Here is a 21,145-nt window from a genome sequence, read left to right as displayed (position 1 = left end):
CCTCCCCCCCCCCCCCCCCCCCCCCCACCACCCGCGGCCGTGAACGAAAGAGGCCGGAGCCCCAGGGCTCCGGCCTCTTTCCGTCGGTCGCGTCGCGGGGGCGGGCCCCGCCGGCCGTCCGTCCGTCCCCGGACGGCTCACCGGCCGCGGCCCGCCGCAGCCCGCTGCGGCTCAGAGTGCGCGCGGCAGGCGGCGGGGTCCGCCGGGCCCGCTAGGACGCCTGGGTGGACGACTCCAGGTGGGTCACCATGCGGTTGAGCCCGTCCGGCAGATCGACGACCGGGCGCCAGCCGAGGGCTGTCAGCCGCGCGCTGTCCAGACCCTGCTTCTTGGTCAGGCTGTACGAGCGCGCGTCGGACTCGTTGGTGAACCGCAGCTGGAGGCCGCGCTCCGGGCGCACCTCGGTGAACAGCTCCGCCAAGCGCCGGATCGAGACCAGACCGGCCGGGTCCGCCACGTTGTAGGCCGTCTCGTCGCCGCGCAGCAGCGCATAGAAGAGTCCGGCGATGGCGTCGGCCACGTAGGTGTAGGTCCGCACGCCGGAACCGTCGCTGTTGAGCACGATGTCCTTGCCGACCACCACGTTCGCCGCGAAGTCGGCCTGCACACGGCCGTCGTCGAGGGCCATCCCCGGCCCGTAGACATGACCGAACCGGACGACGCGGCTCGCGATGCCGTACTGCGCCTGATAGGTCGCGCAGATCGTCTCCGCGGCGCGCTTGCCCTCGGCGTAGCAGGCCCGCGGGTTGAGGATGTCGAAGCCGCCGTAGCTCTGCTCGCCGATGAGCTCGGTCTCCGGCGGCTGGGCGCCGTAGACCTCCGCCGAGGACATCAGCACGAACCCGCGGCTGGCCTTCGCCACGCACAGGTCGAGCAGGTTGAAGGTGCCGAGCAGGTTCGCCTTGATCGTCAGGACCGGCTGGCTGCCGTGCAGGGCGGGCCGCGCCGCGCTCGCCCCGTGGATCACGTAGTCCACAGGACCGGGCAGCTCGAGCGGATCCGACACGTCCTGGACGATCAGGTGGAAGTCCGGACGGTCCAGCAGGTCCGCGAGCAGCTGCGTGGCCTTCTCCCTGTTCCGCACCAGACCGTGGACGGTGATGCCCATCCCGTGCCGGTCGTTCAGGGCGAGCAGGGTGTGGACGACGTACGACGGCAGCATGCCGCTGGCACCGGTGACCAGCACGGTGCTGCCGGCGAGCTCGTTCCACGGGAGGTCGCGGTCGAGGATCTCGTCAAGGTCGTGCGCCACGACCGAACTGAAGATGGTGCTCACTGAAGTCACGTACCCACGATCTGCTGGTTCTCGATGATCTCGAAGAACGTCCGGCACAGGTAGAAGTCCTCGGACGTCGTGATCTTGATGTTCGAGCGGGGACCGACCACCCGGTAGATCTTGTGACCGTACCGGTGCATGAGGGAGCACGAGTCGATGCTGTCGTGCTCACCATCGGCGACCGCCCGGTCGTACAGCGAGAGGATCTCGCCGATCCGGAAGCTCTGCGGGGCCTGGGCGGCGTAGATGTGGTCGCGCGGGATCACGTCGTCGATGTGCTCCTGCTCACTCGAGACCACGGTCTCGTTGAACTTGGTGCACGTGATGGCGGAGCCGCGCTCCTGGACCATCTCGATGTTGGCGCTGATCAGCTTCGCGTCGATCAGCGGTCGCACTCCGTCGTGGATCAGCACGACGGTGTCCTCGGGGCAGTCCGCGGCGATCGCCTTCAGGCCGTTGTGCCGGGACTCCTGACCGGTGCTGCCGCCGTCGACGATCCAGCGGACCTTCTCGATCTCGTACCGCTTCAGCAGCTTCGTCATGTGCTCGCGGTACTCGGGGAGGATCGCGATGGCTATGCCGTCGATGTCCGGGTGCGCCTCGAAGTGCTCGAGGGTGTGGATGATCACCGGCTTGCCGTGGATCTCCAGGAACTGCTTCGGGAGGGCGCGGGTGTTCATCCGCGACCCGATACCGCCGGCGAAAAGCAACGCCACATTCACAGCTCATACCTCCGACTGGTCGCTGAGCGGTTGGTCGCCCACCGCGTTGTCATCTGAGACGGGCGCGAGCCACGCCTGCTGGCCGGCGTCGCCACTGCCGCTGTCCTTGGGGTCGCCCAGCACCAGCCAGTCGATCACGCGATCCGCCGAGTTGGTGTCGACGTAGTCGACGTTCTCCTGCCGGAACTGCTCGAGCTTCGAGAGGTCGTAGTCCTCGTCCTGCAGGGCCTTGAGCAGGTCGTCGAAGGTCAGGCAGATCTTGCCGGGGGCCACCTCGTCGTAGTCGCGGTGGAATCCGCGGACGACCGAGTAGCGGTCCTTGTCGTACGCGTAGAAGAGGATCGGCCGGTCGAGCAGCGAGTACTCGTAGATCACCGAGGAGTAGTCGGTGATCAGCACGTCGGTGACGTGCAGAAGGTCGTTGGTGTCGGGGAACGACGCGAAATTCAGCAGCCGGTCGGAGTATTCCGCGGGAATCGGCACGGGATCCGTGATGAAGTGGTGCATGCGGAACAGCACGACGGACTTGTCGCCGCAGGCCTCGTAGAGCTTGGCGAAATCGATGCGGTTGTAATCGTAGTGCGCGTCGCCGATGCTCTTCCCGCGGAAGGTCGGCGCGAAAAGGATGATCCTCTTGCCCCGGAGGTTCGGATTGGCCGTGAAGAAATCCTCGACGACCTTCGCGGAACGCTCCTTGTCGAGGAACGTGTCTATTCGGGGCAGGCCGGTGGGTATGACCGCCGACTCCTCGATGCCGAAAGCCTCGGCGTACGTCGGCACCAGGTGCTTGGAGCCGGTGATCACGTAGGTGTACTTGCGGTGGGCGTTGGACAGCTTCGGCGAACCGTAGCGCCCGAACCGGCTGTAGCCGACCGCCTTGAAGCCGCTTCCGGCGTGCCACAGCTGGATGATCTTGGTCTTCGGCGAGATGCCCAGCTGTCCGAGCAGGCCGAAGTAGTCGTCCATCAGCACGACGTCCGAGGTCGCGAGGAGGTAGATGACGCGCAGCGTGTTCCACTTGGTGGCCGTGTCCGGGATCCGGAACGAGTAGCGGAAGGAATACTTCTTGTCGAGACCCCGCTCGACCATCCGGTCGTGGACGCGCGCCAGGTTGCCGCCGATCTTGGGACGCATCTCGGAGGCGAACAGGATGCGGTTGCCGCGCGGCGGGTTCAGGCGGCGCGCGAGGTCGTAGAACTGGTTCGCGAGCTTGCGGCGCCGCGCACGGGGCAGGACCCACAGGCCGAGGCGCCTCCCCAGCGGCTTCTTCGGACCCGTCCCCGGCTTGGCCGGCGCCGCCTTGCGGAACAGCTGGTAGGTCCGCATCAGGAAGTCGGGGTGCTCGTCGTCGTCGGAGATCCCGAACGCGATCACGTACGCGACACGGTTGCGGTCGTAGAGGAAGGTGCGGGAGTCCGCGTCCAGCCGCTCCGTGTCGCTGAGGTCGATGTCGGCAGCCGGAAGCCGCTCGTCGCCGACCACAGGAACGATTCGCCACGTGCCGTTGGGCACCTGGCCACGTCCCTGGAAGTTGGTGACGTTGATTTCCAGCGCGTACGTGTCAGCGGCTATTTGCCGAGACTTCACCGGGAATTCGCGTTCATTATCGACGATAAGGAACCGGGGAGGGGTAGCATCCCCGGTGACGACCACCGTGAGAGTAAGGTGAACCCGCTCCCAGGAGATCTCCGCTATCGAACAATGCGCCATCGCTATCCTTTGGTCCGTGAAATCGCCGTGCGGCTATCCGTAAAACGTCGTACAACTACGTGTGCTCTTCGAACGTGATGGGGTTGTTGTCGCCGCTCGATCACCTTGCGCGACCTGCCGCACGGCTCCGTTGCCGGGCGCAGGTGGAGAGTTCGGCCTGGAGGGCCGCCCTTCCGTCGGATGGACGCAGCGGGCCGGTGCGAAGCCCGTGAGCTGACGCTCCATCGAGGCCAGCGTGACGGCAAGGGAGCCTACCGCGCCGGTGCCTGTGCTCGGATTCCGGACGGTTCGGCGAGCGACGTCAGTTGCGGCGAATCACGGGGAGGATCTGCCACGTACGGGATGCGCTGGGGCAGGTCGGGCCATGCGGCGAGCGGCGGGTCCCGGTGGCGCCGGCCCGGTCGGGAAGTGGGAACAGGGCGAGGGTGGATCATGGCGGGAGCGTCGCGGCCGTGCCACCACCCGATCACCGCCGTGTCGTCGGACACATCCGTGTCGTCGGACACACGGGTGGACCGGCCGGGACTCCCCGGCCGGACGCGCTCGGCCAGGCGACAGCGCGCACACGACGGCGGCAGCGCGGGGGACGTCCCGTCCGCGGCAAACCGTGATCATGACGCACTCACCCAGCCTCCGATGAGGGCATGGCGCATCCGCTGCAGCGGTCTCAGCGCGCACACTCCATCGTTTCGAACTCCGTTTCAGAATCATGCGTCAGCGAGCTTTCACTCGACCCGCCGCACCGCAGCCGGTCCGCATGAGACATGCATACTAATCGTCTCGGGTAACAGGTCTAGCCCTCGCCCTTTCGCCGCGGCCCCCGCGAACTCGTCGGACAGAGCCAACGCTGCTGGTCAGTCGCGGTTCGGCAGTCCTGCGAGCTGTTGTGCGGCTCGATCGGCGCGATCTTGGGGGGCCATGGGAGAGCAGCCGCGCGCGTTTCCGGGGGATTCCGCTTCGCTGGGTAGTCGCCCCATCGCCATGCGTCGCGTGGCGGGTCTGATCGGCGCGCATAACAACCGCTGAGGACGAGTCGCCCCGAGACGCGGCTCCGTCGCGCCACACAGGAATCAGAAACCACGGCGGCCTTCGCCCAGGTGCTCAGGCTGCGGCCTCACCGGGCGTCTCGTCCTCCCGAAGTCGCCCCGACGGCCACGTCTGGGCCGGGACATCCACGTGCCCTCCGTGGTCGTCAGCCAGGCATGGCGGGACTCGGCCGTCACGCCGCCACGGCGACGGCACGTACCGGGCCGAAGCGCCTCTCGCCACGCCCCACGCTTCCCGCCCCTCTCCGGCACTCCCCGCATCTTCCCACCGCCCCCACCGGGCCCCGCCGGACATTCGCAGCTCCATGCGGAACGACCGAACCTCGGGGCGGTCATTCACACCCCGGAACTTACGACCGTCGGTAGGATCAGCACCATGAGCGGTAGCAGGAAGTATTCGGTCAGTCTGCCCGAGGATCTCGCCGAGGCCGTACGCGCCCATGTCGGACCCGGCGGTTTCTCCGCCTACGTCGCCGAGGCTCTCGAACAGAGAGTCGCCATGGACAAGCTCCGGGAGATCGTCGCCGACTTCGAGACCGACAACGAAGCCCTCACCCGCGAGGAGGTCGAGGCCGCCAGGGCGCTGCTGCGTCACGACCACCGACAGACCGGCGGGGCCGCCGCCTGATGCCCGGCACGCTCCTGCTCGACGGTGAAGGACTCTCGAAGCTCTACCGCAAGGACCGCACCGTCGTGGCTCTGGTCCAAGCGGCATCGGAAGAGGGTGTCCGCGTCGCCACCAGCGCCATGACCACCCTCGAGGCCGACTACGAGCGCATCCATCCCGCCCGCATCAAGTGGGTCCTCTCCCGCGTCGACGTTCACGGCGTCACCAATGAGGTCACCGACCAGGCCGCCGCGCTTCTGCGCGCCCATCACCTCCACGGTCACAAGTGCGCGATCGATGCCGCCTTCGCCGTCATCGCCCGCAACGCACCCCGGCCGGTCACCGTCCTCACGTCCGACCCCGGGGACCTGACACTCCTGTGCGGCCCTTCCGTGGAAGTCGTCAAGGTCTGAGGCAGCCTGACGCCGACCAGACCTGCCGCCGCCCCACGTCACAGGGCAAGGACTCCACGCGGGCAGACGCGAGCGCCCGGCCTACCAACAGGCGGGTCGGGCACAGTTCTTGACGAGACGTCACACGTTGAAGCGGAACTCCACGACGTCGCCGTCCTGCATGACGTAGTCCTTGCCCTCCATGCGGGCCTTGCCCTTGGCGCGGGCCTCGGGGATGGAGCCCGTCTCCACGAGGTCGTCGAAGGAGACGATCTCCGCCTTGATGAAGCCCTTCTGGAAGTCGGTGTGGATGACACCGGCGGCCTCGGGGGCGGTGGCGCCCTTCTTGATCGTCCAGGCGCGGGCCTCCTTGGGGCCCGCGGTGAGGTACGTCTGCAGGCCGAGGGTGTCGAAGCCGACCCGGGCGAGGGTGGCCAGGCCCGGCTCGTCCTGGCCCATGGACTGCAGCAGCTCCAGCGCCTCGTCGTCCTCGAGCTCGATGAGCTCGGACTCGATCTTCGCGTTGAGGAAGATCGCCTCGGCCGGGGCGACCAGGGCGCGCTGCTCGGCCTTGAACGCCTCGTCGCCCAGCTCGTCCTCGTCGACGTTGAAGACGTACAGGAAGGGCTTGGTGGTCAGCAGGTGCAGCTCGTGCAGCAGCCGGCCCTTCTCGGTCCCGGCGGTGATGCCGGCGGAGAACAGGGTGCGGCCGTCCTCGAGGATCTGCTGGGCCTCCTGGACGGCGGCGAGCACCGGCGCCTTGTCCTTCTGGAGGCGGGCCTCCTTGGTCAGCCGCGGCAGGACCTTCTCGATGGTCTGCAGGTCGGCGAGGATCAGCTCGGTGTTGATCGTCTCGATGTCGTCCTTGGGCGACACCTTGCCGTCGACGTGGACGACGTCCGGGTCGTCGAAGGCCCGGATGACCTGGCAGATGGCGTCGGACTCGCGGATGTTCGCGAGGAACTTGTTGCCCAGGCCCGCGCCCTCGCTGGCGCCGCGGACGATGCCGGCGATGTCGACGAAGTCCACGGTCGCCGGGAGCTTGCGCTGCGAGCCGAAGATCTCGGCCAGCTTGTCCAGGCGGGGGTCGGGGACGCCGACCACGCCGACGTTGGGCTCGATCGTGGCGAACGGGTAGTTGGCCGCCAGCACGTCGTTCTTGGTCAGGGCGTTGAACAGGGTCGACTTGCCGACGTTCGGCAGGCCGACGATTCCAATCGTGAGCGACACGTGACGACTTCCCGTAGCGAGTGTGGGTGACGTGGCCCGCGGCGCCCGGGCAGGGCGGACGGCGGACCGGTCCACCAGTCTACGGAACGCGCCGGCCCCTGGGGCGGCCGCGCCCTGAGCGGCCCCCTGAGGCGGTGAAAAGTCGTGTCCTGCCCACGTTTACCCCCTCCCCGGAGCCTACGTTGTGTGCGTGGAGCAACACAGCGCGCGCACACCCCCCAAGAACAGCGGTGCCCCCACCGCCGCCTCCCCGACACCGCGGCCGGTGCGCCGGCCGCGCCGGCCGCAGGGCGCGACAGCCGTCCGGGGCGGTCCGCCCCGGCGGCCGCTACCTCTCCGGTTGGCCCGGCTGCGCCGGGCGGAGCCGCGGCTGACCGGACTCGGCACCTTCGTCTTCCTCACCCTGACGGCGCTCGCCGGCGGCGCCGCGGACTCCCTGATCACGGGTGAGCCCGGCACCCTCTTCGGGGTCGTCTTCCTGCTGGCCTGCCTGGCCGCCGGGATGTTCGTGCGCCCGTACGACCTGTCCGCGGCGCCGGTCAGCGCGCCCATCGCCTTCACCGTCGCGCTGGCCGTGACCGCCGACGGCGGCGGTGGCTTCACCGGCCATGTGATGGGCCTGCTGACCGGGCTCGCCACCCTGACGGGCTGGCTGTACGGGGGCACGGTCGGCGCCGCGTTGATCGCGGCCGCGCGGAAGGTGGCCCTGGTGATGCGGGAACGGCGCCGCTGAGCGCCCCCGCCGGCCCCGTCTCCGGGTCCCCGGGGCCCGGAGACCCGGGGTACCCGGGAAGGGGAGGGCGCGCGGTCAGGAGCGGACGGCGGCCGCCGCCATGCCCGCGCCGACGATGCCCGCGTTGTTCTGCAGCGCGGCCGGCACGATCTCGGCCCTGACGCCGGAGATCAGCGGCAGGAACTTGTCGGCCTTGCGGCTGACCCCGCCGCCGAGGATGAACAGCTCGGGCGAGAAGAGCTGCTCGACGTGGGTGAGGTACTTGCTGAGGCGCTTGGCCCAGTGCTCCCAGCTGAGGCCCTCGTCCTCCTTGGCCTTGGTGGACGCCTTCTTCTCGGCGTCGTGGCCGTGCAGTTCGAGGTGGCCCAGCTCCGTGTTGGGCAGCAGGGCGCCGTCGAGGAAGACGGCGCTGCCGATGCCCGTGCCCAGGGTGAGGACGATGACCGTGCCCTTGCGGCCGCGGCCCGCGCCGTACTCCATCTCGGCCAGGCCCGCGGCGTCGGCGTCGTTGAGCAGGGTCACCGCGCAGCCGGCCTTCTGGGACAGCAGCCCGGCGGCGTCCAGGTCGATCCAGGCCTTGTCGACGTTCGCCGCCGTGCGCGTCATGCCGTGCGTCACCACTCCGGGGAACGTGGCCCCCACCGGGCCCGTCCACCCGAAGTGGTCGACGACCTGCTTCACGCACTCCGCGACGGCGTCGGGGGTCGCGGGGTGGGGAGTGAGCACTTTGAAGCGCTCCTCCGCCAGCTCGCCGCGCCCGAGGTCGACCGGGGCGCCCTTGATGCCCGATCCGCCGATGTCCACACCGAAAACGCTCATGCCCCAACGCTACGACGTGGCACGGCCGGTCACCCCTCGGATGCGCCGCCCCGCAGCAGCTCGGCCGCCTCGGCGCGCAGGTCCCGGCGGAGCTCCTTGGGCAGCGAGAAGATGATCGTCTCCTCGGCGGCCTTGACGATCTCGACGTCCTCGAAGCCGCGGGCGACGAGCCATTCCAGCACCTGCTCGACGAGCACCTCGGGCACGGAGGCGCCGGAGGTGACACCGACGGTGGAGACGCCGTCCAGCCACGCCTCGTCGATCTCGTCGGCGAAGTCCACCAGGTACGAGGCGCGGGCGCCGGCCAGCTTGGCGACCTCGACCAGGCGCTTGGAGTTGGAGGAGTTGCGCGAGCCGACCACGATGACCAGGTCCGCGTCGGCGCCCATCTGCTTCACGGCGAGCTGGCGGTTCTGCGTGGCGTAGCAGATGTCGTCGCTCGGCGGCGAGAGCAGCAGCGGGAACTTCTCCTTGAGCGCGTCGACGGTCTCCATGGTCTCGTCCACGGAGAGCGTGGTCTGGGAGAGCCAGACGACCTTGGACGGGTCGCGGACCTCGACCTTCGCGACGTCGTCCGGGCCGTCGACCAGGGTGATGTGGTCGGGCGCCTCGCCGGAGGTGCCGATGACCTCCTCGTGGCCCTCGTGGCCGATCAGGAGGATGTCGTAGTCCTCCGCGGCGTAGCGCACGGCCTCCTTGTGCACCTTGGTGACCAGCGGGCACGTCGCGTCGATCGTGGCGAGGCGGCCCTGGGCGGCCTCCTCGTGGACGACCGGGGCGACGCCGTGGGCGGAGAACATCACGATCGACCCCGGGGGCACCTCCTCCGTCCGCTCGACGAAGATCGCGCCCTTCCGCTCCAGGGTCTGCACGACGTACTTGTTGTGCACGATCTCGTGACGGACGTAGATCGGGGCCCCGTACTGCTCCAGGGCCTTCTCGACGGCGATCACTGCGCGGTCCACACCCGCGCAGTAGCCTCGCGGGGCGGCGAGCAGGACGCGGCGGGAAGTCGTAGCGGTCATGGGCCCATCGTACGGGGCGCGGACGGCCCCCCACCGCTGCCCCGGGTGGCTCTGACGGGGGCCGGAAGCGTCCCGGCGCACCACCGCGACGGCCGGCGAGTGCCGCGCTCAGCGGCCGCGCCGCAGGCCCCGGACGGCGCGGCGGACGGCGAGCGCCCACCCGGCGCCGAGGACGGCCGCCAGGGGCAGGCAGGCGAAGCAGCCGCAGCCGGGGCCGTGGCGCCCGACGCGGAACCCTGCGTGGACGCGCGGCGGGCGTTCGGACGGGGGGCAGCCGTGCCGGCCGGGTCGGCGCATGGGACCTCCCAGGGCCTGTCGGTGACGCCGGCTCGCCGGCGCCGTTGCCCCCAGCCTGCGCGGCGGTGCCGCGGGGGGACAGCGGGGGGTGGGCCATCCGGGTCGGCCGCGCGGGGCGTCACTGTCCGTGGCGGGGACTAGTCTCGGCGTATGGCTGTGAACACGTCCGCGCAGACGCCGATCCCGGTCGGCGAGGTGTCCCGGCTGATCGGCGGCTGGATCGACCGCCTCGGCCCGGTGTGGGTCGAGGGGCAGATCACCCAGTTGTCCCGGCGCCCGGGGGCGGGCGTGGTGTTCCTGACGCTGCGCGATCCGTCGCAGGACATCTCGCTCAGCGTGACGTGCCGCCGGGCGGTCTTCGACGCCCTGGACGGGGCGGTGGGCGAGGGCGCCCGGGTGGTCGTGCAGGCCAAGCCGGAGTGGTACGCGCCGCGCGGCCAGCTGTCGCTGCGCGCGGCGGAGATCCGCCCGATAGGCGTGGGCGACCTGCTGCTGCGGCTGGAGCAGCTGAAGAAGCGGCTGGCGGCCGAGGGCCTGTTCGCGCCGGAGCGCAAGCGGCCGCTGCCGTTCCTGCCGCAGCTGATCGGCCTGGTGTGCGGCCGGGCCTCGGCCGCCGAGCGCGATGTGCTGGAGAACGCGCGGCTGCGCTGGCCCGCGGTCCGCTTCGAGGTGCGCAACGTGCCCGTGCAGGGGGCGTACGCGGTGCCGCAGGTGATCGAGGCGGTGCGCGGGCTGGACGCGCACCCCGAGGTGGACGTGATCATCGTGGCGCGGGGCGGCGGCAGCGTGGAGGATCTGCTGCCGTTCTCGGACGAGCGGCTGGTGCGGACGGTCGCGGAGTGCCGTACGGCCGTGGTGTCGGCGATCGGGCACGAGCCGGACACCCCGCTGCTGGACCTGGTGGCCGATCTGCGCGCCTCGACGCCGACCGACGCGGCCAAGCGCGTGGTGCCGGACGTGGGCGAGGAGCTGGCCCGGGTCGAGCAGCTGCGGCAGCGGTCGCTGCGCGTGATGCGCGGGCTGCTGGACCGGGAGGAGCGCGGGCTGGCGGCGGCGGTGAGCCGGCCGTGCATGGCGCGGCCCCGGCTGATGGTGGACGAGCGCGAGGAGCAGGTCGCCGCCCTGCTGGAGCGGTCCCGCCGCCATCTGCTGCACCGGCTGGATCGGGCGGACGACGAGTTGGCGCACACCCGCGCCCGGGTGCTGGCGCTCTCCCCCGCCGCGACGCTGCAGCGGGGATACGCGGTGCTGCAGCGCGAGGACGGGCAGGTCGTGCGCGCCGCGGACGAGGTGGCCGAGGAGGAGAAGCTGCGCGCACGGGTGGCGGAGGGCGAGTTCGCCGTCCGCGTCACGCGCTGACCGCGGGGGCGCCGGCCGTCCCCCGGGGGTGCGCGCCGCGCGCCCGGCCGCTGTGTCGGAGGGCGGCTCTAGGCTGGTGCCATGGCTGATCAGGACACGTTGGGGTATGAGCAGGCCCGCGACGAGCTCGTCGATGTCGTTCGCCGTCTGGAGGCCGGAGGCTCCACGCTCGAGGAGTCCCTTGCCCTGTGGGAGCGGGGGGAGCAGCTCGCCAAGGTGTGCCGCGAGTGGCTGGAGGGCGCCCGCGCCCGACTGGACGCGGCTTTGGCGCAGGAGTCCGGCGGCGCCGGGCAGGAGCCGGGGGCCGTGGAGGAGGGGTGACCGGCTGAGCGGAGCGCAGGGCGGCGTGAGCCGCCTCACCGGAATAGTTGAAGATTAAGTTGAATTTTCATCTATAGTGAGGCGAGTGTTCCGACGCGCCTCCCCCAGGGCGCTGCCCGTTATCCCCCGCAGAGGTACCCCATGACGCTCTCCCTCGACGCCGCCGCGCAGAACCTCCTCTTCCGCGACGCACGGACCGCCAACGCCTTCACCGACGAGCCGGTGACCGACGAGCAGATCCAGGCCGTGTACGACCTGGTCAAGTACGCCCCCACCGCCTACAACCAGCAGCCGCTGCGCATCGTGCTGGTGCGCTCCCCCGAGGCCCGCGAGCGCCTGGTGAACCGAATGAACGAGGGCAACCGGGCGAAGACCGCCGCGGCGCCACTGGTGGCGGTCCTGGCCGCCGACAACGAGTTCCACGAGCACCTGCCGGTGCAGTTCCCGGCCTTTCCCCAGGCCAAGGACGTGCTCTTCGGCGAGCGCCCGGCACGCGAGGCGTCCGCGGCCTTCAACGCCGCGCTGCAGGTCGGCTACTTCATCCTGGGCGTGCGGGCGGCCGGACTGGCCGCCGGTCCGATGACCGGCTTCGACGCCGAGGCCATCGACAAGGAGTTCTTCCCCGACGGCGAGCACTCCGTGCTGGCCGTGGTCAACATCGGCAAGCCGGGCGAGAACGCCTGGCGCGAGCGCGGACCGCGCCTGGCGTACGACGAGGTCGTCAGCGTCGTCTGACGACGAGGGCGTCACCGCCCGCACGACGGCTGCCGCCGGCCCCACCACCCGGGGGCCGGCGGCGTCGCGTCAGCCCTGCCGGCCGCCCCGCTCCTCCAGGGCGGCGGCCAGTTCCGCGAGCCGGTCCATCGGGGCGGTGCCGGTGACCATCGTGGTCACGCCGCCCTCCTCGCGCACGAGCGCGTCGTACTTGGGGCCCTCGTAGCGCTGCCAGGTCTCGCCCTCGACCATGCGGGTGCCGACCCGCTTCGCCTCGTGGCTCTTGGCGGCGACGAACTTCTGCGCGGCCTCGTTGCTCTGCTCGACGGCGGCGTACTCGTTGTCCGGGTCGACGAAGCCCAGGTGCCACCGCACGGCCTCGGGGTCGGTGGACTCGTACGTCACCGAGGTCGCCCGCCACTCCTTGCCGAGCCCTTCCGGGGCCGCCACCTCGTACGGGGCGTCGCGCCGGGCCTGGCCGAGCTCGACCCGGTAGCCGACCGCCTTGACGGGGTCGTGGTTCTCGTCGTGCGGGATGAAGAGCCAGATGCCTCCGGCGACGACGCCGATCGCCGCCATCGAGAGCACCATGTCCCGCAGGGTTTCCATGCCGCGCTTCTTTGCCACGCCCCCTATCGTCCCCCATGCCCCGGAGCGTCCGGCCGCCCGGGGGTCGCCCCCGGCGGGAGAACCGCTCATGTGACGGGCGGCCTGCTCATTCTGGCGGTGTCCGGATAAGGTCGTAGCACCCTCTTTTCCGGCCGTCCTCGTACACAGAAAGGTGCGCCGCCTCGGCTTCCTCTCCTTCCTGGAGGAGGGGAGTCCTACGGCTCGCGCTGTAGTAGGGGTTTCCGCTTCGTCGCCCGCTGCCCGCGAGGAGTGCTCCGTTGAGGTCTTGCACCAGTTCCACAGACAGACACCGTCAGCCCGACGGCCAGGCTGTCCGCCGCCGCGTTCACGTCCCGGTCGTGGGTCGTCCCGCAGCAGCACGTCCGGGTGCGAACCTTCAGCGGGATCGTGTCCTGCAAGGTGCCGCAGGCGGAGCACAGCCTGGAGGACGGGAACCAGCGGTCGACCGCGATCACTTCGCGGCCGCACCGCTGGGCCCTCTGGAAGAGGGCGGACGCCGGTCCGCCCTCGCGGCGAACCGGCCATCCCTGCCCTGCCCCCTGGATCTTCGCTTCCTTCCCCGGCTGAAGCCGGGGGTATCGACGAAGGAGAGCCCCGATGACCGAGCAGCACGAACACCACAACCTGCCGCCGCAACTCGAGGTGAAGCCCGAGGCGCCCGACCGCAACCTCGCGCTGGAGCTCGTCCGGGTCACCGAGGCCGCGGCCATGGCCGCCGGGCGCTGGGTCGGGCGCGGCGACAAGAACGGCGCGGACGGCGCGGCCGTCAAGGCCATGCGCACCCTCGTCTCCACCGTGTCGATGAACGGCGTCGTCGTCATCGGCGAGGGGGAGAAGGACGAGGCACCGATGCTGTTCAACGGCGAGCGCATCGGCGACGGGACCGGCGCGGAGTGCGACATCGCCGTGGACCCGATCGACGGCACCACGCTCACGGCCAAGGGCATGCCGAACGCCATCGCGGTGCTCGCCGCCGCCGACCGAGGCGCGATGTACGACCCCTCGGCCGTCTTCTACATGGACAAGCTCGTCACCGGCCCCGAGGCCGCCGACTACGTCGACATCACCGCCCCGCCCTCGGTCAACATCCGCCGGGTCGCCAAGGCGAAGGGCATCGCCCCCGAGGGCGTCACGGTCGTCATCCTCGACCGCCCTCGCCACGAGAACCTCGTCAAGGAGGTCCGGGAGACCGGGGCGCGCATCAAGTTCATCTCCGACGGCGACGTGGCCGGCGCGGTCATGGCCGTCCGGGACGGCACCGGCGTCGACCTGCTGATGGGCGTCGGCGGCACCCCCGAGGGCATCATCGCGGCCTGCGCGATCAAGTGCCTCGGCGGCACCATCCAGGGCAGGCTGTGGCCGAAGGACGAGGCGGAGAAGCGGCGCGCTCTGGACGCCGGCCACGACCTGGACCGGATCCTGCACACCGACGACCTGGTCAAGGGCGACAACGTCTTCTTCGTCGCCACCGGCATCACCGACGGCGAGCTGCTGCGCGGGGTGCGCTACCGCGCCGAGACGGCGCTCACCCAGTCGCTGGTCGTGCGGTCGAAGTCCGGCACCATCCGCCAGATCGACTCCACGCACCGCCTGTCCAAGCTGCGCGCCTACAGCACCATCGACTTCGACCGCGCGCGCTGAGCCGTCCCGGCCCGCGCCGCACACGGCCGCACACGGTCCGGGACCCCGCCGCGACGGCGGGGTCCCGGACCGCCTGCTCGTTCAGCCCGCCGCCGCGATCCGCGTCCCGGGCCGCTGCAGCTCCGCCTCCCGGCGACGGCGGCGGGCCAGCACGACCCTGCGCTCGGCGGCGGTCATCCCGCCCCACACGCCGTAGGGCTCAGGCTGCAGCAGCGCGTGCTCACGGCACTCCAGCATCACCGGGCAGCGGGCGCACACCCGCTTGGCGGCCTCCTCGCGGGACAGCCGCGCCGCGGTCGGCTCCTTCGACGGCGCGAAGAACAGACCCGCCTCGTCACTGCGGCACGCCGCCTCCGAGTGCCATGGGCCGCCCAGGTCCCGTGGGTGACTCAGGGAGGACCTGGAGGCTGCCGGGGGCTCGATCGGTTGAAGCACGGGATACTCCTGACGACGGCTCGGCTTGGTGTCACCCTTGCCCGTCGCTGCGGTGCCGGTGCGTCTCCAGGGGTCTGTCGGCGTGAGGAGGGCTGCGGCGAGCGACGTGTCTCCTTGCCCTACCCGCTGTGCGCGCGTTCATGCGCACCGTGTCGGGCCCGCCGCCCCGGCGCGCGCCTCCCGATCCCCTTGCCGCGGGCCGGAGTTGGGGCCCCGGCGCATCGTCAGCCGTCGAGCTCGGCGGGACCGGGCCCCTTCTTCTTCACGCGCTTGCCGCGGCGCGGCTTGGCCTCGACGCCGCCCCAGAAGGCGAAGCCCTGCACCTTGATGACCGGGGCGTTCGGGTCGGGCGCCTCGTACGCCTTCACGTCGGAACCGCCCATGATGCCCACGACGCCGCCGCCGCGCAGGGTGACGTTCTCGGGGACCTTGATCTCGATGCCGCCCATGATGGCGGTGCAGTTGATGACGAGTTCGGGGCTGGTGAAGGTGGCCTCGGTGAGGTCGATGGCGACACCGCCCATGATGGCGACGGCGTTGATCTTCGAGCCGACCCGCCAGCGGCCCTTGCGCTCGGCGCCGCCGAGGATGCCGACCAGGTTGGGGTTCTCCCCGGAGCCGTCGGGCACCCAGTTCCGCGCCTCCGGCGACGGTGCGGGCACGCTCGCGGCGCGGCCCGCGGGCAGGTCGCGGACGTAGGGCTCCAGTTCACCGACGGTCTTGGCCGCATAGACCCCGTCGAGCCGCTCGGAGTGCTCCTCGGTGGTCAGACGCCCCTCCGCGAGGGCGTCGCGGAGGATGTCCGCCACCCCGTCGCGGTCCGCGTCGGACGCGCGGATGTCGGCTTCGGCCACGGGGCGCACGGGGGGCTGTTCACGCTTCTGGAGCGACGACTCATCCACCCGACTACCGTACACAAACGCGATAGATCGCGACTAGGGGCGGCGAGCGGCCGGTGAGGGCCACCTCACACATCCGCCCCCCGGCACTCGTTCTACGCTTGGTGGGCTTCTGTGACGCAGCGCCAGTGAGGATGTCCCTTATGCCCGAGTTCGCCTATACGGATCTGCTCCCCCTCGGTGAGGACACCACTCCCTACCGACTGATCACCTCCGAGGGCGTCAGCACCTTCGAGGCCGACGGCCGGACCTTCCTCAAGGTGGAGCCGGAGGCGCTGCGCACGCTCGCCGCCGAGGCCATGCACGACATCTCCCACTACCTGCGCCCCGCCCACCTCGCCCAGCTGCGCCGGATCCTCGACGACCCCGAGGCGTCCCCCAACGACCGCTTCGTCGCCCTGGACCTGCTCAAGAACGCCAACATCGCCGCGGCCGGCGTCCTGCCGATGTGCCAGGACACGGGCACCGCGATCGTGATGGGCAAGCGCGGCCAGAACGTTCTGACGGCCGGCGGCGACGAGGAGGCCCTGTCGCACGGCATCTACGACGCCTACACCAAGCTCAACCTGCGCTACTCCCAGATGGCCCCGCTGACCATGTGGGAGGAGAAGAACACCGGCTCCAACCTGCCCGCGCAGATCGAGCTGTACGCGACCGACGGCGGCGCCTACAAGTTCCTCTTCATGGCCAAGGGCGGCGGCTCGGCCAACAAGTCCTTCCTCTACCAGGAGACCAAGGCCGTCCTGAACGAGGCCTCCATGATGAAGTTCCTGGAGGAGAAGATCCGTTCGCTCGGCACGGCCGCCTGCCCGCCGTACCACCTGGCGATCGTGGTCGGCGGCACCTCCGCGGAGTTCGCGCTGAAGACGGCCAAGTACGCCTCCGCGCACTACCTGGACGAGCTGCCGGGCGAGGGCTCGCCGACCGGCCACGGCTTCCGGGACAGGGAGCTGGAGGAGAAGGTCTTCGAGCTGACCCAGAAGATCGGCATCGGCGCGCAGTTCGGCGGCAAGTACTTCTGCCACGACGTGCGCGTGGTGCGCCTGCCCCGGCACGGCGCCTCCCTGCCGGTCGCCATCGCCGTGTCCTGCTCCGCGGACCGCCAGGCCGTCGCCAAAATCACCGCCGAGGGCGTCTTCCTGGAGCAGCTGGAGACCGACCCGGCGAAGTACCTGCCGGAGACCACCGACGAGCACCTGTCGGACGAGGACGTCGTGCGCATCGACCTCAACCGCCCGATGGACGAGGTGCTGGCGGAGCTGACCAAGTACCCCGTCAAGACCCGGCTGTCGCTGACCGGTCCGCTGGTCGTCGCCCGCGACATCGCGCACGCCAAGATCAAGGAGCGGCTGGACGCGGGCGAGGAGATGCCGCAGTACCTGCGGGACCACCCGGTCTACTACGCGGGCCCGGCCAAGACCCCCGAGGGCTACGCCTCCGGCTCCTTCGGCCCGACCACGGCCGGCCGCATGGACTCCTACGTCGAGCAGTTCCAGGCCGCGGGCGGTTCCAAGGTCATGCTCGCCAAGGGCAACCGCTCGAAGCAGGTCACCGACGCGTGCGCCGAGCACGGCGGCTTCTACCTCGGCTCGATCGGCGGCCCGGCGGCCCGGCTGGCCCAGGACTGCATCAAGAAGGTCGAGGTGCTCGAGTACGCCGAGCTCGGCATGGAGGCGGTCTGGAAGATCGAGGTCGAGGACTTCCCGGCCTTCATCGTCGTCGACGACAAGGGCAACGACTTCTTCAGCGACCCCGCGCCCGCGCCGACGTTCACGAGCATCCCGGTGCGCCCCGGCGCCTGACCCTCCTGGCGAGGCCCGGCACCGCGAGCACGGCGCCGGGCCTCGCTGTTCCCGCCGGAGGAATGAAACCCGCCGCGCCGCTGTCCTACGAAGAGGTCGTCCCGGGAAGGACCCGGTACGCCCGACGACGAGCGCGAGGGAAGGGACGGCGGCCATGCCCGGACAGGACGCGGGGGACGAGCACGAGTACCGCATCGAGCACGACTCGATGGGCGAGGTGCGCGTACCGGCCCATGCCAAGTGGCGTGCGCAGACCCAGCGGGCCGTGGAGAACTTCCCCGTCAGCGGACGCGGGCTGGAGCGCGCCCACATCGAGGCGCTCGCCCGGATCAAGGCGGCCGCGGCCAAGGTCAACGCGGAGCTGGGCGTCCTGGACCAGGACGTGGCGGCGGCGATCCAGGAGGCCGCCGCCGAGGTGGCCGAGGGGCGCTGGGACGCCCACTTCCCGGTGGACGTCTTCCAGACCGGGTCCGGCACCTCCTCGAACATGAACGCCAACGAGGTCATCGCCACCCTGGCGAGCGAGCGGCTCGGACGGGACGTGCACCCCAACGACCACGTCAACGCCAGCCAGTCCTCCAACGACGTCTTCCCCTCCTCCCTGCACATCGCCGCGACCTCCGCGGTGACCGGCGATCTGATCCCGGCGCTGGAGCACCTGGCGGCCTCGCTGGAGCGCAAGGCCGCGGAGTTCGCGGACGTGGTGAAGTCCGGCCGCACCCATCTGATGGACGCCACGCCGGTGACGCTGGGCCAGGAGTTCGGCGGCTACGCGGCCCAGGTCCGGTACGGGGTGGAGCGTCTGCGGGCCTCGCTGCCGCGGTTGGCGGAGCTGCCGCTGGGCGGGACCGCGGTCGGCACGGGGATCAACACCCCGCCCGGCTTCTCCGCGGCGGTGATCGCCGAGGTGGCACGGTCGACCGGGCTGCCGCTGACCGAGGCGCGGGACCACTTCGAGGCGCAGGGCGCCCGTGACGGGGTCGTGGAGACCTCGGGGCAGCTGCGGACGATCGCCGTGGGACTGACCAAGATCGCCAACGATCTGCGCTGGATGGGCTCGGGCCCGCGCACCGGCCTCGGCGAGATCGCCCTGCCCGACCTCCAGCCCGGTTCGTCGATCATGCCGGGCAAGGTGAACCCGGTGATCCCCGAGGCGGTGCTGATGGTGGCCGCGCAGGTCATCGGCAACGACGTGACGATCACGACGGCGGGAGCCGCGGGCAACTTCGAGCTGAACGTGATGCTCCCGGTCATCGCCCGCAACGTCCTGGAGTCCGTCCGGCTGCTCGCGAACGTCTCCCGGCTGCTGGCCGACCGCACCGTCGACGGAATCACGGCGCATGCGGCCCGGGCCCGTGAGTACGCGGAGTCCTCGCCGTCGGTCGTCACCCCGCTCAACAAGTACATCGGCTACGAGGAGGCGGCCAAGGTCGCCAAGCGGTCGCTGGCCGAGCGGAAGACGATCCGCGAGGTGGTGCTGGAGTCCGGCTATGTCGAGCGCGGGCTGCTCACCCTGGAGCAGCTGGACGAGGCGCTGGACGTGCTGCGGATGACCCGGCCCTGAGACAGCGTCGCGCCGCCGCGCAGGCCGTCGCCCCGCCGGGCACGGCGATCGGCCCGCGCGGCGATTGTCCCGCGCAAGGGTGACGCGTTCGTGACACGGGGTACGTAAGATCCGTTCATGACAGCGGACATCCTTCTTTCCCAGGGAGCGGGCCGGGACGGCGGCGCCGGCCACTGGGCCCCCGGCGAGCAGGTGCTGTGGCGCTACCGCGGCAATGGCAGCGACGCGGTGCACATCTGCCGTCCGGTGACCGTGGTCCATGACGACGCGGAGTTGCTGGCGGTGTGGATGGCGCCCGGTACCGAGTGCGTCAGGCCGGTGCTGGCGGACGGCTCGCCGATCCACCTGGAGCCGCTGGAGACGCGCTATCTCAAGCCGCGCACGACACGCGTGGACCGCTGGTGGGGCACGGGCGTGCTGAAGCTCGCCCGCCCGGCCGAGCCCTGGTCGGTGTGGCTGTTCTGGGACGAGGGCTGGCGCTTCAAGAACTGGTACGTGAACCTGGAGGAGCCGCGGCACCGCTGGTCGGGCGGGGTCGACTCGGAGGACCACTTCCTGGACATACACGTCACCCCGGACCGCCGCTGGCAGTGGCGGGACGAGGACGAGTTCGCGCAGGCGCAGTCCGCGGGCCTGATGCCGGCGGCCACGGCGCGGAAGGTGCGGGAGGCCGGGCGCCGCGCGCTCGAGGTGATCGGCGCCTGGGGGATCCCCTTCCGGGACGGCTGGGAGCAATGGCGTCCGGATCCGGCGTGGCCGGTACCGGCCCTTCCGGTCGACTGGGACCGTCCGGCAAGGTGACCCCGGGAGCGGCTTGCCGTGCACCCCTGCCCCAATCGTAAGATCGTGGCCCATAGTGCTGCACGAAACACAGGCTCACACTAGAGTTTGACGCTAAGTCACCAAGGTCATACGGGAGGCCCGGGCTGTGGGAGTCGGCGGTTACGAGGACATACAACTGGACCGCACCGGCCAGGCCTTCCGCACCATAGGTGACCGTCACGACGAGGCCCTCCTGCGCGAGGACGGCCGGGTCGCCGCGGGGAGGCGGTTGCTGGCGCGGCTCCCGGCGGGCTCGCGCGTCCTGGATCTCGGCTGCGGCACGGGGCTGCCGACCTGCCGTCAGATGGCGGAGGCCGGACACGAGGTGACGGGGGTGGACCTCTCCGCCGGAGCGCTCGCGCTCGCCCGGCGGCACGTGCCCCGGGCGGCCTTCCACCAGGCCGGCATCGCGGACCTGTGGACCGGGGGCCGGCTCGGCGCGGGCGGCCCGCACGACCTGGGCCGCTTCGACGCCGTGGTGGCCTTCTCCTCGCTGGTGACGCTGCCTCGGGCCGAACTCGCACAGGCCCTGCGCGGGGTCCACGACCTCCTCCGCCCCGGCGGGTTGTTCGGTCTGTCGATGGTGGAGGGCGACGGGGACGACGTCGCGATTCCGTTCCTCGGTCACATCATCCGGGTATCGGGTTATCCACGGGCTGATGTGCGCCAGGTGGTCACCGACGCGGGATTCGTGATCCTCGAGGAGGATTCCTACGCGTACGCGCCGCCCGCCACCGGAGTGCTGCCCGAGAGGCAGCTCTTCCTGCACTGCCGACGACCCGCCTGACGCGGCCGCCCCGCCACGTGCCCGGCACGTGGCGCAACCGACCGGATGGAACGACCAGCGTGAGCACGGAGCGCATTTCTGAGCAGGCCGCCGTCCAGGGGACGACGGCCGGTCCGGCAGGTCCGGGCGACACCGGGCCGGCCCCGGATCCGCGGGGCGGCTTCAGGCTGCCCGCGGACGGGGAGCCGGGCGCCGAGGCGGTCGTGTCCCCCTCGGGGACGCGGACCCCCGGCCGTCCCCCGGTCCCGTCCGCGCCGGGTGACCGCCCGCGCCGGGACCGCCGGGGCGGCGGTGGCAAGCGCGGGACGGCGGGC

Annotated in this window: 20 protein-coding genes and 1 pseudogene; 11 read left to right on the top strand and 10 right to left on the bottom strand. The window is 70.9% G+C overall.

Features of this window, described 5'->3' with window-relative positions:
- Window positions 1–211 precede the first annotated feature (211 nt).
- Genes ACRWND_RS27475 through ACRWND_RS27465 form a run of 3 tightly spaced genes read right to left on the bottom strand, consistent with a single transcriptional unit; the run spans window position 212 to window position 3,585 of the window.
- A complete protein-coding gene (locus ACRWND_RS27475) occupies window positions 212–1,276 on the bottom strand; it encodes an NAD-dependent epimerase/dehydratase family protein (RefSeq protein WP_431954034.1) in 1,065 nt (354 codons plus the stop codon).
- A 5-nt stretch (window positions 1,277–1,281) separates the two neighbouring features.
- Window positions 1,282–1,992 carry an IspD/TarI family cytidylyltransferase gene (locus ACRWND_RS27470; RefSeq protein ID WP_431954032.1) on the bottom strand — a complete coding sequence of 237 codons (711 nt, stop codon included), beginning with the start codon at window positions 1,990–1,992 and terminating at the stop codon, window positions 1,282–1,284.
- Between the two features lie 9 nt (window positions 1,993–2,001).
- Entirely contained in the window at window positions 2,002–3,585 is a 1,584-nt protein-coding gene (locus tag ACRWND_RS27465) for a CDP-glycerol glycerophosphotransferase family protein (protein ID WP_431954030.1), read from the bottom strand.
- 1,545 nt (window positions 3,586–5,130) lie between these two features.
- On the opposite strand from ACRWND_RS27465, the gene ACRWND_RS27460 reads away from it, so the two are divergent.
- The gene (locus ACRWND_RS27460; RefSeq protein ID WP_431954028.1) at window positions 5,131–5,382 is read left to right on the top strand and encodes a hypothetical protein; all 252 of its coding nucleotides are present in this window, start codon (window positions 5,131–5,133) and stop codon (window positions 5,380–5,382) included.
- The gene (locus ACRWND_RS27455) at window positions 5,382–5,774 is read left to right on the top strand and encodes a DNA-binding protein (RefSeq protein ID WP_431954026.1); all 393 of its coding nucleotides are present in this window, start codon (window positions 5,382–5,384) and stop codon (window positions 5,772–5,774) included. The genes ACRWND_RS27460 and ACRWND_RS27455 overlap by 1 nt, the downstream gene beginning before the upstream one ends.
- Window positions 5,775–5,894: 120 nt before the next feature.
- Here ACRWND_RS27455 and ychF read toward each other — a convergent pair whose 3' ends face one another.
- On the bottom strand, window positions 5,895–6,983 hold the full coding sequence (gene ychF, locus ACRWND_RS27450) for a redox-regulated ATPase YchF (protein WP_431954024.1): 1,089 nt from the start codon (window positions 6,981–6,983) through the stop codon (window positions 5,895–5,897).
- A 190-nt stretch (window positions 6,984–7,173) separates the two neighbouring features.
- On the opposite strand from ychF, the gene ACRWND_RS27445 reads away from it, so the two are divergent.
- Window positions 7,174–7,716 carry a DUF6542 domain-containing protein gene (locus ACRWND_RS27445; RefSeq protein WP_431954022.1) on the top strand — a complete coding sequence of 181 codons (543 nt, stop codon included), beginning with the start codon at window positions 7,174–7,176 and terminating at the stop codon, window positions 7,714–7,716.
- A gap of 75 nt (window positions 7,717–7,791) precedes the next feature.
- Here ACRWND_RS27445 and ppgK read toward each other — a convergent pair whose 3' ends face one another.
- Complete coding sequence (gene ppgK / locus ACRWND_RS27440; protein WP_431954020.1) at window positions 7,792–8,535, bottom strand: polyphosphate--glucose phosphotransferase; 744 nt, start codon at window positions 8,533–8,535, stop codon at window positions 7,792–7,794.
- A gap of 29 nt (window positions 8,536–8,564) precedes the next feature.
- Window positions 8,565–9,560, bottom strand: coding sequence for a 4-hydroxy-3-methylbut-2-enyl diphosphate reductase (locus tag ACRWND_RS27435; protein ID WP_431954018.1), 996 nt, complete (start codon window positions 9,558–9,560; stop codon window positions 8,565–8,567).
- Between the two features lie 447 nt (window positions 9,561–10,007).
- On the opposite strand from ACRWND_RS27435, the gene xseA reads away from it, so the two are divergent.
- The 3 genes from xseA (at window position 10,008) to ACRWND_RS27420 (ending at window position 12,272) form a co-directional block, all read left to right on the top strand.
- The gene (xseA, locus tag ACRWND_RS27430) at window positions 10,008–11,216 is read left to right on the top strand and encodes an exodeoxyribonuclease VII large subunit (protein ID WP_431954016.1); all 1,209 of its coding nucleotides are present in this window, start codon (window positions 10,008–10,010) and stop codon (window positions 11,214–11,216) included.
- Between the two features lie 81 nt (window positions 11,217–11,297).
- On the top strand, window positions 11,298–11,537 hold the full coding sequence (locus ACRWND_RS27425; RefSeq protein WP_431954014.1) for an exodeoxyribonuclease VII small subunit: 240 nt from the start codon (window positions 11,298–11,300) through the stop codon (window positions 11,535–11,537).
- A gap of 141 nt (window positions 11,538–11,678) precedes the next feature.
- Complete coding sequence (locus tag ACRWND_RS27420) at window positions 11,679–12,272, top strand: malonic semialdehyde reductase (RefSeq protein ID WP_431954012.1); 594 nt, start codon at window positions 11,679–11,681, stop codon at window positions 12,270–12,272.
- A 69-nt stretch (window positions 12,273–12,341) separates the two neighbouring features.
- Here ACRWND_RS27420 and ACRWND_RS27415 read toward each other — a convergent pair whose 3' ends face one another.
- Window positions 12,342–12,878, bottom strand: a complete 537-nt coding sequence (locus tag ACRWND_RS27415; protein WP_431954010.1) for a DUF4245 domain-containing protein — start codon at window positions 12,876–12,878, stop codon at window positions 12,342–12,344.
- Between the two features lie 197 nt (window positions 12,879–13,075).
- Window positions 13,076–13,357, bottom strand: a pseudogene (locus ACRWND_RS27410) (zinc ribbon domain-containing protein); the annotation flags it as partial.
- A 121-nt stretch (window positions 13,358–13,478) separates the two neighbouring features.
- Between ACRWND_RS27410 and glpX the strand changes: the two are divergent.
- Window positions 13,479–14,522 carry a class II fructose-bisphosphatase gene (gene glpX, locus ACRWND_RS27405; RefSeq protein ID WP_431954008.1) on the top strand — a complete coding sequence of 348 codons (1,044 nt, stop codon included), beginning with the start codon at window positions 13,479–13,481 and terminating at the stop codon, window positions 14,520–14,522.
- 81 nt (window positions 14,523–14,603) lie between these two features.
- Here glpX and ACRWND_RS27400 read toward each other — a convergent pair whose 3' ends face one another.
- Complete coding sequence (locus ACRWND_RS27400; protein ID WP_018561404.1) at window positions 14,604–14,957, bottom strand: WhiB family transcriptional regulator; 354 nt, start codon at window positions 14,955–14,957, stop codon at window positions 14,604–14,606.
- 224 nt (window positions 14,958–15,181) lie between these two features.
- Window positions 15,182–15,859, bottom strand: coding sequence for a DUF1707 SHOCT-like domain-containing protein (locus tag ACRWND_RS27395; protein ID WP_431954005.1), 678 nt, complete (start codon window positions 15,857–15,859; stop codon window positions 15,182–15,184).
- A 140-nt stretch (window positions 15,860–15,999) separates the two neighbouring features.
- On the opposite strand from ACRWND_RS27395, the gene ACRWND_RS27390 reads away from it, so the two are divergent.
- The 4 genes from ACRWND_RS27390 (at window position 16,000) to ACRWND_RS27375 (ending at window position 20,831) form a co-directional block, all read left to right on the top strand.
- Window positions 16,000–17,658 (top strand): fumarate hydratase, encoded by a 1,659-nt coding sequence (locus tag ACRWND_RS27390; protein ID WP_431954003.1) that lies wholly within the window; start codon window positions 16,000–16,002, stop codon window positions 17,656–17,658.
- Between the two features lie 154 nt (window positions 17,659–17,812).
- Window positions 17,813–19,222, top strand: a complete 1,410-nt coding sequence (locus ACRWND_RS27385; RefSeq protein ID WP_431954001.1) for a class II fumarate hydratase — start codon at window positions 17,813–17,815, stop codon at window positions 19,220–19,222.
- Window positions 19,223–19,339: 117 nt separating this feature from the next.
- On the top strand, window positions 19,340–20,023 hold the full coding sequence (gene fomD, locus ACRWND_RS27380) for a cytidylyl-2-hydroxypropylphosphonate hydrolase (RefSeq protein WP_431953999.1): 684 nt from the start codon (window positions 19,340–19,342) through the stop codon (window positions 20,021–20,023).
- Between the two features lie 127 nt (window positions 20,024–20,150).
- On the top strand, window positions 20,151–20,831 hold the full coding sequence (locus tag ACRWND_RS27375) for a class I SAM-dependent DNA methyltransferase (RefSeq protein WP_431953997.1): 681 nt from the start codon (window positions 20,151–20,153) through the stop codon (window positions 20,829–20,831).
- Window positions 20,832–21,145: the final 314 nt, after the last annotated feature.

The organism is Actinacidiphila sp. bgisy167, from assembly GCF_965342175.1.
Lineage (GTDB): Bacteria > Actinomycetota > Actinomycetes > Streptomycetales > Streptomycetaceae > Actinacidiphila.
Note: the sequence above shows the minus strand (reverse complement) of the source record. Positions and strands in the feature narration are given on the sequence as shown.

What these genes read in the sequence shown, in the direction of transcription:
- ACRWND_RS27455 (WP_431954026.1), top strand. Translation starts at nt 5,382, where the DNA reads ATGCCCGGCACGCTCCTGCTCGACGGTGAAGGACTCTCGAAGCTCTAC.
- ppgK (WP_431954020.1), bottom strand. Translation starts at nt 8,535, where the DNA reads ATGAGCGTTTTCGGTGTGGACATCGGCGGATCGGGCATCAAGGGCGCC.
- xseA (WP_431954016.1), top strand. Translation starts at nt 10,008, where the DNA reads ATGGCTGTGAACACGTCCGCGCAGACGCCGATCCCGGTCGGCGAGGTG.
- fomD (WP_431953999.1), top strand. Translation starts at nt 19,340, where the DNA reads ATGACAGCGGACATCCTTCTTTCCCAGGGAGCGGGCCGGGACGGCGGC.
- ACRWND_RS27390 (WP_431954003.1), top strand. Translation starts at nt 16,000, where the DNA reads ATGCCCGAGTTCGCCTATACGGATCTGCTCCCCCTCGGTGAGGACACC.
- glpX (WP_431954008.1), top strand. Translation starts at nt 13,479, where the DNA reads ATGACCGAGCAGCACGAACACCACAACCTGCCGCCGCAACTCGAGGTG.
- ACRWND_RS27385 (WP_431954001.1), top strand. Translation starts at nt 17,813, where the DNA reads ATGCCCGGACAGGACGCGGGGGACGAGCACGAGTACCGCATCGAGCAC.
- ACRWND_RS27425 (WP_431954014.1), top strand. Translation starts at nt 11,298, where the DNA reads ATGGCTGATCAGGACACGTTGGGGTATGAGCAGGCCCGCGACGAGCTC.
- ACRWND_RS27460 (WP_431954028.1), top strand. Translation starts at nt 5,131, where the DNA reads ATGAGCGGTAGCAGGAAGTATTCGGTCAGTCTGCCCGAGGATCTCGCC.
- ACRWND_RS27435 (WP_431954018.1), bottom strand. Translation starts at nt 9,560, where the DNA reads ATGACCGCTACGACTTCCCGCCGCGTCCTGCTCGCCGCCCCGCGAGGC.
- ACRWND_RS27420 (WP_431954012.1), top strand. Translation starts at nt 11,679, where the DNA reads ATGACGCTCTCCCTCGACGCCGCCGCGCAGAACCTCCTCTTCCGCGAC.